10 protein-coding genes are annotated in these 15,751 nt (G+C 59.2%); 5 read left to right on the top strand and 5 right to left on the bottom strand.

Annotation, left to right across the window (positions count from 1 at the left end; translation table 11 throughout):
- Positions 1-32 precede the first annotated feature (32 nt).
- The gene (locus tag LDB26_RS08400) at positions 33-656 is read right to left on the bottom strand and encodes a TetR/AcrR family transcriptional regulator (RefSeq protein WP_257541577.1); all 624 of its coding nucleotides are present in this window, start codon (positions 654-656) and stop codon (positions 33-35) included.
- A gap of 296 nt (positions 657-952) precedes the next feature.
- On the opposite strand from LDB26_RS08400, the gene LDB26_RS08405 reads away from it, so the two are divergent.
- Together LDB26_RS08405 and LDB26_RS08410 are read left to right on the top strand one after the other, a co-directional pair.
- Positions 953-2,356 (top strand): phosphotransferase, encoded by a 1,404-nt coding sequence (locus LDB26_RS08405; RefSeq protein WP_257541579.1) that lies wholly within the window; start codon positions 953-955, stop codon positions 2,354-2,356.
- A gap of 37 nt (positions 2,357-2,393) precedes the next feature.
- Complete coding sequence (locus LDB26_RS08410; protein ID WP_373886177.1) at positions 2,394-4,586, top strand: molybdopterin-dependent oxidoreductase; 2,193 nt, start codon at positions 2,394-2,396, stop codon at positions 4,584-4,586.
- Between the two features lie 22 nt (positions 4,587-4,608).
- On the opposite strand, the gene LDB26_RS08415 is transcribed toward LDB26_RS08410, so the two are convergent.
- The gene (locus LDB26_RS08415) at positions 4,609-5,517 is read right to left on the bottom strand and encodes a helix-turn-helix transcriptional regulator (protein ID WP_257541581.1); all 909 of its coding nucleotides are present in this window, start codon (positions 5,515-5,517) and stop codon (positions 4,609-4,611) included.
- Between the two features lie 80 nt (positions 5,518-5,597).
- Positions 5,598-6,284: a hypothetical protein gene (locus LDB26_RS08420; protein ID WP_062065609.1), complete on the bottom strand. Its 687-nt coding sequence runs from the start codon at positions 6,282-6,284 to the stop codon at positions 5,598-5,600.
- Between the two features lie 306 nt (positions 6,285-6,590).
- Between LDB26_RS08420 and LDB26_RS08425 the strand changes: the two genes are divergently transcribed.
- The gene (locus tag LDB26_RS08425) at positions 6,591-9,101 is read left to right on the top strand and encodes a TonB-dependent receptor (RefSeq protein WP_257541583.1); all 2,511 of its coding nucleotides are present in this window, start codon (positions 6,591-6,593) and stop codon (positions 9,099-9,101) included.
- 217 nt (positions 9,102-9,318) lie between these two features.
- Here the strand turns inward: LDB26_RS08425 and LDB26_RS08430 are convergent, their stop codons facing one another.
- Complete coding sequence (locus LDB26_RS08430) at positions 9,319-10,614, bottom strand: cytochrome P450 (protein WP_062065615.1); 1,296 nt, start codon at positions 10,612-10,614, stop codon at positions 9,319-9,321.
- 245 nt (positions 10,615-10,859) lie between these two features.
- Here LDB26_RS08430 and LDB26_RS08435 point away from each other — a divergent pair, with 245 nt between their 5' ends.
- Together LDB26_RS08435 and LDB26_RS08440 are read left to right on the top strand one after the other, a co-directional pair.
- Complete coding sequence (locus LDB26_RS08435; RefSeq protein ID WP_257541585.1) at positions 10,860-12,290, top strand: MmgE/PrpD family protein; 1,431 nt, start codon at positions 10,860-10,862, stop codon at positions 12,288-12,290.
- 137 nt (positions 12,291-12,427) lie between these two features.
- Positions 12,428-13,660 (top strand): GntR family transcriptional regulator, encoded by a 1,233-nt coding sequence (locus LDB26_RS08440; protein ID WP_062065621.1) that lies wholly within the window; start codon positions 12,428-12,430, stop codon positions 13,658-13,660.
- Here LDB26_RS08440 and LDB26_RS08445 read toward each other — a convergent pair.
- The gene (locus tag LDB26_RS08445) at positions 13,657-15,750 is read right to left on the bottom strand and encodes a PKD domain-containing protein (RefSeq protein WP_257541587.1); all 2,094 of its coding nucleotides are present in this window, start codon (positions 15,748-15,750) and stop codon (positions 13,657-13,659) included. The two genes, LDB26_RS08440 and LDB26_RS08445, sit on opposite strands and share 4 nt — an antisense overlap.
- Position 15,751: the final 1 nt, after the last annotated feature.

Consider the following 15,751-nt stretch of genomic DNA (forward strand, 5'->3'; position numbering starts at 1 on the left):
GCGCGGAATGGTCACGGTTCAATATGTTGATGCTAACGGTTTTTCGAACGAGAGAGTGATACAGATTCTCCAGCCGTTGGCCGCTCAATCTCCGGGTAGATGATCGAGCTTTCCATCACCCTCTGAAATGTCTCGGCAAACCGGGAAGCCTCGGCGCGGCGGTCATTGAGATTCTGCTTGAGATCGACCGCCATCATGGATGCCAGCCACATGGAGAGGCTGATGACCGCGGCGTGATCGGCGTCGATGTCGGGGCGGAGCCAGTTCCGTGCCTTTACCTCGCGATAATGTGATCGCGCGATCGCCAGCAGCGAATCTTCGCGTGCGTCACCAGCAAGAAGTCGAGACAGGAAGCTACGTACCAGCTCGGGGCTATCGACCATTAGGCCGGCGACCATCAGATAATCGTTACGCGATGGTGTTTTGGCAAAATCGAAGACATGCGCGAGCCGGTCACGCAAATGAATCTGCACCGCAGCGATCAGATCGTCTCGGTCGCGGAAATGATGATACATGATGCCGCGGGTGCGGCCGGCTCGTTCCGCCACAGCCTGCATGGTGACGCGGTTGATCCCCTCTTCTGACCAGATCGCCAACGCCGCGTCCAGAAGAGCGGCATAGGTGTCGCGCCCGTTGGCGCGCTGACGTCGTTGCAATTCCGTCTCCGTTGTCAACATCGCGCCCGTTGCGACCCTGACCTTCATGCAGGGGCGAACGCGATAAGACCAGCCCCGATGATGAGTCACTATTATATATACATCAATGTACAATTATTATTGACCATTTTCCAGCCTCGCTATAGCCTCGGTCTTGCAGCGCCAGATCTGATCGATTCTGAACCCATAGGCAGGGGCGCTGAAACAAAGCCGCGGGGACATTCGGCAACGGCCATCGGAGCTTCCTACGGCTCCAATGCGCCGCCATCGTCCGGCGGTCAGGAGAGGAGAGGGATATGGCGACCGTTGAGTTGGACCATCCGGTCGAGGCATCGGAACTGTCTTTCGAGCAGCAGCAGGCTGGCATTACGCGTTGGGTGCGTGACACCTTGGGCGCGAAGGTGACCAGCATTGTGCGACAGCGCCGCTGGCGCCCGGTGTGGCGGGTATTTATCGAGAAGGACGGCGTGGAATCGAGCCTGTTGTTCAAGAGCACCCGGCCTTGGCCCGACCATCCCTATCCACTCCGTCATGAATATGAAGTGCTCAAGGTCTTGCAGGACAATGGGGTCCTCATTCCGACGTTGCACGGCATGTGCGCGGAACCCGAAGCGATCGTCATGGAATGGGTGCGTGGAGGCCGTGATCCGGGCCTTGTGATGGAGGCGGAGGAAAGCCGGTCGGTGATGACCCCTGATCGCTGGGCGGCCAGCCTGAAATATATGGAAGCGCTGGCCGACATCCACCGCATACCGCCCGAACAGTTCTCCGGCACTGAGCTGCCGTTTCCGCAGACGCCTGCCGATATTGCACTCAACAGCGTGCAGCGCTTCTATGCGATGTGCCTGGAGCAAAATGTCGTCGATCCATTGATGGAATTTTGCGACCTCTGGCTGCGGCGTAATGTGCCACAGGATCTGACGCATATCTCCTTCGTCACTGGCGACTGTGGGCAGTTTCTGTCGGACGGGCCGGAAATGACAGCAATCATCGACATGGAGGTCGGTCATCTGGGTGATAATCACCATGACCTCGCCTGTTTCCGCGGGCGCCATCCCATCGAGAATATGGGCGATCTTCCGGCGCTCTATCGCCATTATGAAAAGGCGCTGGGGCGACCGGTCGATTTCCACAAGATCGCTTATCAGACGATCGTGTTCATGTCGGTTGGCTATTATGCGCCCTTGTTCGCGCTCGCCAATCGAGCGCCCGGCGGCGACTGGGTGGAAAGCGCGGTCCAGGTTGCGATGATCGGGCGTCGATGCCTGGAAGCGTTGGCCGAGATCATCGGTATCGAGCTGGAGCAGTTCGACCTGCCAGCGCCGCGCGTGACGCCGATAGAGGATATGGCGCTACAGAAGCTGGCTGACGAGATCCGTAGCATCCCGACCTCGCCGGGGTTTGAGGACTGGCAGCGCGGGGTCATCGCCACCATTCCCGAATTCCTGGTCAACCAGCAGCATTATGGCGCCTGGGCCGAAGCGGAGGATCTGAATGACGCCGAAGCTCTGCTGGGGTATCGGCCGGTCGACCTCAATGCTGCCGATCGGGATCTTGTCGCCTATATCAAGGCGGCTGGACCGGAAGAGGATGTCGCCCTCGTCCGGTTCCTGTATCGCCGGATGTTGCGTAAATGCCTGGTGATCGCTGGCGGAAACAAGGATCATCTGGTGATGGTGGAGATGGAACCGATCCTGTGATCGAGGTTCTATCTTTGAGCGGAGTGGGAGATATCGGGTGAGCGAAACCCGCATTGGCATCTGTAAGGTCTGCTGGGCCTGCTGTCCCGTCGAGGTCACGATCGAGGAGGGGCGCGCCATCAAGGTTGTGGGCGACCGGCAGTCGCCCATCTATGGCGGCTATACCTGCCCCAAGGGCCGCGCCATGCCCGAGGGCCATTATGCCGAGAGCCGCATCCTGCACCCGCAAAAGCGCATGCCGGACGGCAGCTATCAATCCATTCCAATGGAGCAGGCGATCGATGAAATCGCTGCTCGGCTACAGGCGATCAGCGACGAACATGGCGTCGACGCGATCGCCGTCTATCCCGGCAACGGCAATCTCAGTAATCCGATCAATCCGGTGATTGGCGCCATGTTCATCATGGCGCTCGGAACCTTTCCCCATCGCTTCTTCTCCGTGCAGACGATCGATCAGGCGGGGAAGGTGATCGCGCAGGCGCTGCACGGACGCTGGATGGCCGGCCCCAACGCCTTCGCCGATGCCGACAGCTGGATCATGGTTGGCACCAACCCGGTGATTTCCAAACAGGGCATGTCGGTCAATCCGGGACAGGCCGTGAAGCAAGCGGTCAAGAATGGCATGAAGCTCATCGTGATCGACCCGCGGGAGACGGAATCGGCGGCGCATGCCTTTCTCCACATACGGCCGCAACCAGGACAGGACTCGACGCTGCTGGCCGGCCTGCTGCACGTGATCCTGACCGAGGGGCTGTATGATCGCGATTTTGTTGAAACCAATGCCGTGGGCATCGATGCACTGAAGGTGGCCGTCGCGCCTTTCACACCCGATCATGTAGCAGATGTCGCGGGTGTTTCGGCGGCGGACATCGTGTTGGCAGCGCGCACATTTGCGGAGGCGAAGAGTGGATGCGTGGTCACGGCCACTGGCGCACATTTCCCGCTACACGGCACTCTGGCGGAATACCTGGCGCTTTGCCTCAATAGCGTATGCGGGCGCTGGGTGCGGGCAGGTGAGCAGCATTCGCAGCCGCACGTTTTATTGCCTGACGTACCGATCCGGGCGCAGCCCTATGCGCCTTATACGCCCTGGGATTATAGTGAGACCAGCCGGATCAACGGTCTGCCGAAAACCGTCGTCGGGGCGCCGACGGGCACCCTGCCGGACGAGATACTAACCCCCGGTAAGGGACAGGTTCGAGCGCTGATCTGCTCAGGCAGCAATCCAGCCGTTTCCCTTCCTGACCAGAACCGGGCGGGTCGAGCGCTGGGTGCGCTCGACCTGCTGGTCGCGATCGACGTGGAAATGTCGAATACCGCACGCATGGCGGACTATGTCATTCCGGACCGTATGTCGCTGGAAACGCCTGGCTGCACGCAGTTCACCGAATCAATGAAATATTACGGTATCTGGACGGGCGGTTTTGAACAGCCCTATGCGATGTACGCGCCTGCCACCGTTGAGCCGCCAGCCGGTTCGGACACAATCGAAAGCTGGCAGTTCTTTTATGAGCTGGCCAAGAAGCTGGGCAAGCAGATCACCTATTTCGGTAATGCGGCGGGGACGGGCGAGCATTGGGACAAGTTTCCGGTTCCCTTCGCGCTTCCGCTTGATCGCCGTCCCTCGACTGAGGAGATGTTCGAGGCGATGTGCGCCGGATCACGTGTTCCGTTGGAGGAGGTGCGCCGGCATCAACATGGCAAACTTTTTACGGAACTCGACCTTACCGTGCTGCCCCGTGGAGAGGATTGCGAGGCGATGCTCCAACTGGCCGATCCGACGATGATGGCCGAATTGGGAGTTGTCCTGGTCAAACGCGGTGACACGGCGCAGCCCAGCGCGGAATTCCCATTGTTGCTAACGCCGCGACGGAGCAACGAGATGATGAATTCCATCGGCCGCAACAATCCGAAGCTGACGGTCAAGAGACGGCACAATCCAGCTTTCGTTAACCCAGCCGAACTGCAGCGGTTTGGCGTCACATCCGGCGAGGTCGTACGTATACGTTCGGTTCATGGAGTGATCGATGGCGTGGTCGAGGTCGATTCCCGTCTGCGTCCAGGGGTTCTGTCGATGTCACATTGCTTCGGCACCAACCCTGATGAGGCGGATGATGCCCTAGGTGAAGGTGGGTGCACCTCCCGATTGATGGATGCACAGGCAGCCTTCGATCCTATCTTCGGCCAACCGCGGATGGGTGCTATTCCCGTGACAATAGAACGCGTATAGTCTTGGCCGATCAAGGCCTGAGCTATCTTGCGCCGTGCAACATTTCCTGTCGAAAACGACGCGGGCTTATCCCGGTCGCCTTGCGAAAAGCGGCGCTGAACGCAGCGGCGCTCTGGAACCCGCAATTGCCCGCGACGACCTTTATCATCGCCCCCTCCTGAACCAGTTCACGTTTGGCCCGCATGATCCGCGCATCGGAAATATAGCTGCTGATGGTCGTCCCCACGGTGTTCTTGAAGGTTCGCATCAGATGCCGTGAACTCAGCCCGCACTCTTGCGCCAGGTCGACGATGGACAGGGGACCGTTCAACCCGGCATCGATACGCTCCTGAAGGCGGCGCAGGCGCCAGTCCGCCATCCGCCCATCGCACATGTCGTCCGAAACCGGTCGCATCTGGAGATGGCGGCACAGGTCGATGATCAATGACAAGGCGATGGTTTCTACCAGCATATCCTGTGCAAAGCCCGGATTGCGGACCTCTTTGGCAATCCGGGCAAGGCCTTGCCGAACCCATGGAGACTTAACGTCGAAACAGGGCGGCAGGGAACCAGGGAGATCCTCGCTCTGAAAGATGCGTTCAGCCATGATATCTTCGAAGGTGAGGCAAAGGATCCGATATTCGCTGGGCTCGCAACGCGCCTCAAACTGAGATCCCATCGGCAGATAGGCCACCTCGCCGAAGGGCGGTGTGTTGCGCCGCCCCTCCGACAGCAACCGCGCTCCATGTGCACGCGGCCCCAGCGAATAATCCAGGTAGTGACTGTTCGCTTCAAACTGCGCGTCGCAGGATCGTTCCCACGCAAAATGACGAATGTCGGCGCGAATGCCGTTGGCGACGATGCTGTTTTCGACATGGAAATAGGAGGCCGTGACCGGTTGGCAAAGTATGACGTCAGCAGAGCTGTGTCCGGTAGTTTGCACGTTTCCCATTGTCCCTCCTACTCGCGAATATCCATGTCCGCGTAGCAATCGGGGTTTATGCCCTAATTTGGCCCAATCGGCGAGTCTGATCACAAGGCACGACTATTCATGTATGTTGCGTGCGATGGAAAGCCACAACAATGAAGCAAGCAGGACGACCCCAGGCTGAGCGACAGGGCAATTCTCACGCGCACGCCATGCGACGCCATCACGACCTGACCCACGTCGCTGATCAGGCCTATGACTGGAGACCCCAGCCCGTAGCCAGCCAACGAAATGACGCCGATCATCAATGCAGCAGCAGTCGCCCGCATCGATAGCGGGGACACATTTTGTGCCAGTATATACAGGGCTGGCATGGGAAAATGCTGACCAGTGAGGTCGCGAGCAGTAGGCGGCTCACGATCAGGATGGATTCCACCATGAACGCCGTCGCAAAAACGCGGCCCGATCAGATTAGCCCCAACGTCGGCCGCCATGTCCTGATCAGGGGAAGCGGTTGCGCCACCATTGATCAACGGGCCTGTGACCAGCATGACGAATATGTCGATGCCACCCGTCGCCAGGCCCAGCAAGGTAGCAGCGCTACTGCCAGGCAGGCCGTCCGCTCGCATTAGGAAGGAGACCGTATATTGAGGGTTCGAATAGCTTACGAAACCTGCGACGCCGCCAGCGCCCAGATCAGTCCGCCCGTCAAACCTGTGCTGACAATTGTCGTATCGGCTTTCAATGGCTGCTTCCCGCCCAACGGCATGCTTGCCCCTCGCTCCGAACATTTTATGACTTTGATTATGTAGCGGGGGATAGGCAGGTTAAGTTCAACCATATGTGCGATCGGGACTTTCTATCGCCAAACGTCCCTGCCACCAGCTTTTGGGCCTCAAGTCGCCGCTCATAGGTCGCATCGCTCACCTCGCCCTCGTCGCCGGATGACATTGGACGGCGGAATTGCTGACCTGGTCGGCGGCTTTCGCGATCTGTAGCAACGCATCGTTTGCGTGCTGCAAGGCCGTATAGATTCCGGTACGCACCAGTCCCGGATGAAGCGGAAAGTATTTCCATTGCGCTATCGGGGTGGCGCCATGTCACTTTGGGAACAGTCTTGTTGGATTGAGGAAGCCAGAGCATCTGTTAGGATGGCCCATAACGAAAAATCACAAAGGGAGAGAGTAATGGGAAGAACAAGAATATTGCGTTGCGCTTTGCTACTGTCATCCGCGGTAGTCGCGGTCCAGTCAGCGCAAGCGCAAGACAGTCAAACGCCACAGAATCGCGTTACAGGGGGTATTGAAGATATCGTCGTTACCGCGCGTCGCACGGAAGAAAATCTCCAGACCACCCCGGTAGCAGTCACCGCGCTTGGCGCGGAAGCGATCAAGAACGCGCAGATTACGGACGCGGCGGCGCTGCAGAAAACCGCACCGGGCCTGTCCATCTCCACCGGCTCGGCCGGTGGCTCGGGCTTTGCCAATATTTCCATCCGCGGTTCGGCCACGCTTAACCCTGGCACAGCGAACGATCCGGCAGTCGCTACCTATCTGGACGGTGTCTATATCGCGCGTCCGTCGCAGGGGTTGACTGATCTTATCGACATGCAACGGATCGAGGTATTGCGCGGACCGCAGGGGACGCTATTCGGCCGGAATACGACCGGCGGTGCCCTTAACATCATCACCCGGGACCCCACGGGCGATTTCGAAGGCGAAGTGCGCGGTCGGATCGGCAATTATGGTCTGCGTAATGCAGGCGCCACGCTCAACGTCCCGATCATGGGCGAAGAACTCGCGATGCGCGTCGTCTATGAATTCACCGATCGCAACGGCTATGCTCGCAACAGTTTCACTGGACAGGACGTCAATGACCGCAACAGCCAATATGTGCGCGGCAAGATCAAATGGGCGCCGGCGGACAGCGACTGGTCGGTCACGCTCGCAGGCGACTATAACAAGATCAAAGACCATGGGCAGTTTGTCGGGCTGAAGGATTTTCTGCCTACAGCCAACCCCGCCATCGGCGCTATCAACGCGCTGTTTCCGCTCTCCGCCTATCTTCATACCAAGGATAGCTGGTACACCACCGCCAACCAGCAATTCATCAACAACTACACGACCGAAGGTAAGTATAGCGGCCGGAACAACGGCTATGATCGTCTGACCGCATCCGGCGGATCGTTGACGGTCGAAGGGCGGCTGGGCGATATCAATGTCAAATCGATCACTGCCTATCGGTACAGCTTTTCCATCGGTCTGGGCGAACTCGATGGCACGCCGATCCAGATCCTGGCGGCGGAAAGCTATTATGGATCGAAGCAATGGTCCCAGGAACTTCAGTTCTCGGGCGATCTGACCGATCGACTCAGCTATATTTTCGGCGGTTACTATTCCAATGAAAAGGGCTCGGAGGCATCGCTCTCTCAGACCTTCGGAGTGCTTCAACCGCCGACCTCCACCAACAAGGGCTATGCCGAGAATCGGTCGGCTGTGCGGAATAAATCGACGGGTGTGTTCGGCCAGCTCTATTACGATATCACGGATCGGTTGAGCTTCACGGGTGGCCTTCGCTGGACCTGGGATACGCGTGGTACTACATCGTTCAATCGTACCAGCATCAATCCCAGCGTCTGTGCGGCCGAACTGGTTTCCCAGCCCGACTTCCAGCCACCTTGCAGCTTGGGACGGGTTGCGAAATTCAACTATCCTGCCTGGACGGCAGGGTTGGATTTCAAGGCGAACGACAATGTCTTCGCCTATATCAAAACCAGCGGCGCTGCCAAGGCAGGTGGTTGGAACCTGCGTAACGGGTCGGTCAACACGCCAGCCTTCGATCCGGAAAAGGTGAAGGACATCGAACTGGGCCTGAAATTGGAATCGGACGATCGCCGCGCACGCGCCAACATCGCGATATTCTATTCCTGGCAGACGGGCGTGCAGCGTAATGCGGGCGCTGTGGTCAACGGCCTCACCACCCAATATCTTCTGAATGCCGGCGATCAGGACGTGTATGGCGCCGAATTCGAACTGACCGTGATTCCGTGGGAGGGTATGACGCTGGCCGGTAATGCAAGCTTGCAGGCTGGCAACTATCGCAGGGGCAGTTTCACCGAAACTCGTGCCATCGCAGGCGGCACAGGCGCGGACTGCGTCCCGAACCCGGCCAACCCGGCGGCTCCGTTATGCATCGTGGATCGTAGCGGTGAAAATGTACCGCAGCTGCCCCAAACACAGGTCAACATCAGTGCGAATCAGGTGTTTCCGCTGGGATTTGGGGAACTGGCGCTGCACGCGAACTATTCCTATGTCAGTAGCCAGTGGTTTGACACGACGACGGCTGACCCGCGGGAATCCGCTGCAACCATCGCAGCTCTCACCCGGCAGAACCAGTTGGGTCGCATTGATGGTTATGGCCTGCTCGACGGACGGGTTTCAGTCACGCTGAACGAACCTGATCTGGAAGTCTACGCCTTCGCCAAGAACATCACCGGCAAGAAGTATACGACCCGGTCATTCAGCAATCTCTATTCCAGCCTCGGGGTGGCATTCGAATGGATCGGTCAGCCCTTCACCTGGGGGGTAGGCACGACCTTCCGGTTTTGAGCCTGAGCAGCACCGGCGGTGCTTCGTCAACATCGCCGGCGTTTGTTGACAATGATGCGGGGATCATCCCTGCCTCCGCTGATTGAAATGTCCGATCATGCAAATGACCTGCCCGGGATGATGTTCATCCCGGGCAGCCTCATGTGGCGGAGCGCGGCGTAAAGCGGAGGTCGCTGAATTACCCCGGCACGCACTGCGACGCACCGGGATCGAAGGATCAGGCGTCCCAGATAGCGTGGACCGCGTCCGCGCCGCGCATGTGCATGCCACGGATAACCGGATGCGGATGTGCAGGATCGAGCCGCAGATTTGGGAAATCGAGCAGCAGGTCCAAAGCCACTGCCATTTCCATACGGGCGATATGCATGCCCATGCAGATGTGCGGGCCGAACCCGAAGCTGAGCAGCGGCCGCATAGGCCTTTCCAACCAGAAGTCGTTCGGACGCTCATAGGTCGACGGATCGCGGTTCGCCGCTCCGATCGACAAGGTGACCGCAGTGCCCTTGGGAACGGTCACGCCGCACACTTCCATGTCCTGCGCCGCAATGCGGGCTAGGTTGGTCGCGACCGGATCAAGGCGCATCGATTCTGTAATGGCTTTGTTGATCAGGCTGCGGTCGGCACGCACTTTTTCCATCGCTTCGGGATTTTCGAACAGCATGATCAGCAGGTTCGCGAAACTCCGGCTTGTCGTCTCCGCCGCCGCGAGTAGCAGCATCCGAACGAAACCGGTAATTTCCTCGTCCGTGAAGCGTTGGCCTTCGAGTTCGACATTCTGCATGAAGCTGATCAAGTCTTCGCGCTCGTCGCCCGATGCCCGGCGGGCGCGGACGATGGGCAGCACATGATCGAACAGTTGCTGACCGGCATCCATGGCGGCCGGTCCGGTAACCGCCAGCTTGGCGGGATCGATCTGCGGTCCGCTCAATATGCGTAGGGCCCAACTGGCGAATTTCATGACCGTGTCGCCATCCCCGTCATCGGGAAAGCCAAACAACGCGTAGACGACCCGCACAGGGAAGGGCAAAGCAAGTTCGCGAACCAGGTCCGCGCTCCCCTTGGGCCGGAGTTTGTCGGTATACTCGCGCTGAATGATGGGGCGCATCATCGTTTCCTGCAGGCGGGCGATAACCGGCATGGCAAAGGCCGGAGCCAGCAGGGCGCGATATTTCTTGTGTTCTTCGTCATCCATGCCGGTGAGGAGGAGATTGTCGACCGCGGCGCCGAAGCCGTCGGCCATGATATAGCTTTTCCAGTTGGTGGAATCGCGCAGGATCGCGTGTACGTCGGGATAGCGGAAAACGGTCATGACCGGACGGCCACTGCCGGCATAGTCGGCCTGGCTCGGCACCCCGAAGCGGGCGAGGATGTCACCATCCATGACCGGCTCCTCCTCGCGGAGTTCTGCGAGCATGGGATAGGGATTGGCAGGGCCGGTGCCGCTGTAGGTTTCGCTCACCATAAGGAAATCATGCGCCATCTCGTCCAGATTGGTCGCTGCTTCTTCGTTCATTACAATCTCCACCATAGCGGCCTTTGCTCGTCCCCGCGGTCGGGGCATGGGGCCTTTCCTTGGATGCGGAATCGGTCCGCGCCTCCTATCTAGCGATATAGGCGAAATCTTCTCGGAAACGCGTGCCTAATGCATTTCCAGCCTTTCCGCGATAGTTTGTCGCTGTGAGGACAGCAAAATTCGATCGCAAGATGGGTTCCTGTTCTAATGCCGTCCCAAAGCGGATCGGACAGGAGAGACATCCCATGAGCGGGGCGCAGCAAGCAATCGAGTCAATCCTTATAGGCGGCCCCGAAGATGGTTCCGGGCGGAGCCCCGAGGCGACCATCGCAGCATGGGCAAGCAGCCTCTGCTATGAGGATCTGCCCGCCGATGTCGTTGCCGGGATGAAATTGTTGCTGCGTACGATCATCGGCACGGCGGTCGCTGGCGCGACGGCGGACGGGTGCGAAGATGTGGTGGCGCAGGTCATGGAATGGGGAGGCACGACGGAGGCTTCCATCTGGTTCCACGGCGGGAAGGTTCCAGTTCACGCAGCGGCACTGGCCAACAGCACCATGGCGCGCGCGCTCGACATTTGTGACTTTGCTGTGCCTGGGCAGCATATCGGCAGCAGCCTCGTGCCCGTGGTGCTGGGCATGGCCGAACGGGTGGGCGGGGTAAGCGGACGCACACTGATCGCAGCCATGACTGCCGGTTCAGAGATCGCAATCCGCTTGGGGCATGTGGCGCGGCTGGACGGCTTCGATCCCACCGGAGCTTGCTCGATCTTCGCGCCGACGATTGCCGCGGGCCGCATCATCGGTCTCACCGAAAAGCAGATGGCCAATGCGCTGGCGCTCGCTTTCAACAAGGCGGGCAGCAGCTTCCAGAGCAATGTCGACGCCTCGCTCGCCGTGCGGGTCATCCAGGGTTTCGTGTCGCAGGATTCCGTCATCTGCGCCCAACTCGCCCAACGCAACATCACTGGCCCGAAAAACTGGCTCACCGGCATATGGGGCTATTATCATCTATTCTGCAAAGATGCGCGCAACGATTCCCTCCTGCTCGGCGGGCTGGGTGAGCAGTGGTTCGCGCGCAATTTCGGTTACAAGACACGCCCTCAATGCGGCGCAACCATCTCCAGCACCGATGCCGTCATGGATCTGTTGAAGGCCCATCCCTTCGAACCGGAGGACGTCGATCGGATCGACATTCACATGGCGGCTGAAGGGCCGTGCAGCCTCGTCGGATCGGGTTTCGAGTTGGGTGACAATCCGCAGGTCAACGGCCAGTTCAATGTCCGCTATTGCGTGGCCAACGCCATTGTACGCAAAACCGTTCGGCTTGCCCATTTCACCAACGAAGCAGTTGCCGATCCCCAGGTCGGCGCGCTGGCGCAGCGCATCCATACTCATCTGACCCCGGAATTGATGGAAGGTCGCGTCGAGCTTGCCGCACGCGTTGCGGTCGAGATTCGTTTCCAGGACGGACGCATTCTAACCTGCGGAGCAGACGGGCCGTCGGGCATAGGCGCCAAGGCCAAGACCGAAGAGCAGCATCTTACCGACTTCCATGAGCATGTGAGTTATGGCGGTAAGCCGATCGCCAAAGATACCGCAAACGCCATCGTTTCGCAGATTTCCCGTCTGGAAGAGATGGAGGATGTTCGTGACATCTTGTGCCTGTTGACCTGACGTCAACAAGTCGCCGCCGAAAACACTCCGCGATGCAGCTGCGGCAGACAGAAGAAAGGAGACATAGAAGAGCTATTCCTGATAAGGATCATGCCAATAAAGGCGGCAAATATTCTTGAGGGGAGGGTGGCATACAGGTGCATTTTGATTGGCCGAAGCTTTACGCCTCGGTGTTGGGACGCCCCGTCCAGGAAAAGCTGGCCCAAGGCGCTGCCCGGCTGATTGAGCATGATATTCGCGCGGAGAAGCGTCGCGCCGGCGAGGTGCTGGGCGGCAGCGACGAAATTGCCCGACGATATGGACTCGCGCGCGAAACGCTGCTGGGCGCTGTCCGGTTGTTGGAAGATCAGGGCATAGCCCGCATGCGGCGTGGCCCCGGTGGCGGACTCATGGTTCTGGAGGAGAGCCATGCGACCTTAACCCGCTTTCTCGCCGAATATTTTCTGATCCGCGGCATTACATCGGTGCAACGCAAAGAAGCTGAACATGCGGTTGCGTTGCTCAGTCAGGCTGCGGGGACTGGGCCAAGTGACAGCGAGGACTATAGTAGCGGTTATTCTTATGCACTGTTGACGCGCGGGCTGGATTATAAATCACCTGCTGCTGAACCCAATGGCGTTTCTAAAATCAGCCGAGTGTTGCGGCCTTTCGTGGATGCGCTCGAAATTTTGGAGCAGTGGGAAGATCCGCCTCGCCCGTCAGCGCTCAACGAGGGCAGTCTCGCTATTCTGGTCGCCCGTTTGTTGGCGGACGAAGTGCGGCGCCTGCGTGAGCGCGGCGAAGAACGGCTGGGCTCGGAAGCGGAACTCACGGAGCGGATTGGCGTGAGCCGTCAGGTATTGCGGCAGGCAGTGCAGATGCTCGAAACCCGCGGCGTATTGATCTGCCGCAGGGGCCGGAGCCGTGGCGTGGAGATCAGGCTCGAGCATGCACGGGATGCAATCGAACGCATTACTCAACACTACACTCGTTTGGATGTAGGCGCGGCCGAGTTTCGGCCTATCCTCTCCCTAATCGGCCGGCTCAATCGCCACGTCATGGGGATGCGTACTGAACCCGGCGATTTTACGGGGTTGAGGCGGATGATTGCGGAACAGGACTGGACAGACGCAAACGGGCATGTCCGGCGCATTCATATGGAATGGCGGATGATCGACAACCCGGTACTCAGTCTGATCGAACAATCACTCGCGGCGTATCGCGCCTGCAAGGCGGGCAAGGTCGCCATGGACAATGCTTATGACGTAGACCGCCTGAAGGCCTGGTCAGAAGAATATCTGGAAAGCCTTGCAGTCGGCGATCTTGCGGCCGCCGACCAGGTTTATTGCGCGATCCATGGCTATGCCGACCGGGTACTGGGGCGTTACTAAGCGGCTGCTCCGGTGACGACGACACGCACGCGAGCCAGATTGGGGATACGCAAGTAGGGCGTAGATACGTCGCCTTGCCGATGAGCCGTCACGCGGACAGTCACGAAATAGGTTCCCGGCTTGTCATAGCTGTGACGCCGCTCATAGCTTCCACTTGCCGCCGTCCCGTCCACGCTTTCTTCCGCAGCAAGGAACCGGCCGGTCCCGTCGAAATCCCATTCGACTGCCACGATGGTGCCTTGCCCGGCCGGCACTTCAGCCATAGCTGAAATGGTAAACTCTGCGCCGACGGCGACTTCGGCGCGTGCGGCTTCCTCTATGCTTGCGGAAACCACCGGCTGGATGCCGCCGCGTTTGGAAGCTGCGGCTGGCAGGGTGAGTTTTCCGCCCGTGTAGCTATAGGCGCTATCGGGCGGAGCAATCCCTCGTTCGACCCAGGCGACGAGATCGGCCAGGCCCTGTTCGATAATTCCCGAATAATCGATCAGGCGTGAGGTGGGAGAGGGGACGATGCTTGGCGGCAGAAAGGCTGGGGGGATATGCTCGGCATTTTCCACCCATTGCAGGCGGAAATTTTTGGGCATTCCGTAACGGGCAACGCCTTCGGCATAAAGGATCGCCTGATCCGGCCATAGGGACGTGTCGTGCGTATGCTGCATGTAGAGCAGCTTGCCCTTGAACTGCGCGGAATAATGTCCGCCAAAGGGACTGGGGACAGTGATACGGGGCCGCTGGGGAAACATGGGACTACCATCGACGATGACCTGGTCAAAACCCTTTTCACCGTCGATGACATGGTGCCTGTGCCAATAGCAATATGCGAGATAGGCGTCATTATCGACTTCTACCTGATCGCCCGGCCGGACCCCTTCCGCCTTTGCATTTCCGTCGGCACCAAAGCCGTCGAGCAATAGCGTATCACCGAATACGCCCGTCACGAAAAGCTGACGCCCGGCAGCCTCGCCGCTCAGTATGCGGACAGATGCACCGGGAAGATAGCCGGAAGGTTGTTCGGCCAGCCGGATAGCAATCTGCCGGTCCGGCGGGGACATGATCGCCATGAAGGAACTCGCCTCCATGGCCGCCGGGCCGCCAGCATGGACCTCGGCAGCGATGTCGGCCGCGGTGCGGGCCTCGTCCACGCCAGTCTTGAACCGCACAATCCGGTCGCCTTCGAAAAGGTGCGGCTGGTCATGTCCCGCATAACCCGGCTTGCTCCAGAAATCAGGGGTATAGCCAGGATCCTGACGTGCGAATTCTGCTGCGTTCCAGCACCACATGGCGGCCTGACCCATGGGTTGGGCAATCATATATTCCGCGCCTCGGGGAAAACCGAGACGATATAGATCGGCCAGTGCTTCCCGCTCATGCGCGTTCAGCCCCTCGAACGGATTGCCGCTGCCTCCCGGTTCGGTCGCATCAATGACATTGGCAAGCTTGTCGCGGAGCAGGCGACGAACATTGAACATGGCGCCGAAACCCGTGGGCTGCACGCTTTCAATCGCCTCATCCGCTTTCCCTGGAGCGATGGGGCCGCCGCCCATGAAAGGCAGGGCGCCATCATAAATGTCGGGCGCATTTTCCAGACACAAGGGGGATCGGCGTGCGCCGCCACTCCCGCCATAGACATAGCCATGATGCGGCACTTCGCCATAATGATGCTTGGCGAGATGTTTGGCGAAACGCGCCGATTCCGCGCTGGCCCGCCAGCCATAGAGTCCCGGATCGTCGCCTGCGCGCTGATCAAGGTCATTGCCGATATGACCCTGATTGGATTCCAGCATATAGCCGCCCAAACGAAAGGCACCGGGAACTCCGCCGAGCACGCCTGCCAGCGGTTCGACGAAAGCGAATTCAGTGCCACCCAGTCCACCGCCTAGCGGCTGGAAAAAGCGCCCTCGATATACATCCTTTTCGGGAAAGTAGATCGCAAACCGGGTATCGCTATTTTCAAATCCGCCATGAACATAGCGATGCGGCAATGGATCGCTCCGCATCTCGTCCGCGTCGATGAAGGGTTTGCCAAAATAGGCGTCGGTCGGGACATAGCTATTGATGGCTTGTGTCGTTGCTTCGAGAGTTCCAGCCATG

Origin of the sequence: Sphingobium sp. CFD-1 (assembly GCF_024611115.1) — a bacterium.
GTDB classification, from domain to species: Bacteria; Pseudomonadota; Alphaproteobacteria; order Sphingomonadales; family Sphingomonadaceae; genus Sphingobium; species Sphingobium baderi_A.

Coding starts and splice junctions, on each gene's coding strand:
- LDB26_RS08405 (WP_257541579.1), top strand. CDS start 953: ATGGCGACCGTTGAGTTGGACCATCCGGTCGAGGCATCGGAACTGTCT.
- LDB26_RS08415 (WP_257541581.1), bottom strand. CDS start 5,517: ATGGGAAACGTGCAAACTACCGGACACAGCTCTGCTGACGTCATACTT.
- LDB26_RS08420 (WP_062065609.1), bottom strand. CDS start 6,284: ATGTTCGGAGCGAGGGGCAAGCATGCCGTTGGGCGGGAAGCAGCCATT.
- LDB26_RS08425 (WP_257541583.1), top strand. CDS start 6,591: ATGTCACTTTGGGAACAGTCTTGTTGGATTGAGGAAGCCAGAGCATCT.
- LDB26_RS08430 (WP_062065615.1), bottom strand. CDS start 10,614: ATGAACGAAGAAGCAGCGACCAATCTGGACGAGATGGCGCATGATTTC.
- LDB26_RS08435 (WP_257541585.1), top strand. CDS start 10,860: ATGAGCGGGGCGCAGCAAGCAATCGAGTCAATCCTTATAGGCGGCCCC.
- LDB26_RS08445 (WP_257541587.1), bottom strand. CDS start 15,750: ATGGCTGGAACTCTCGAAGCAACGACACAAGCCATCAATAGCTATGTC.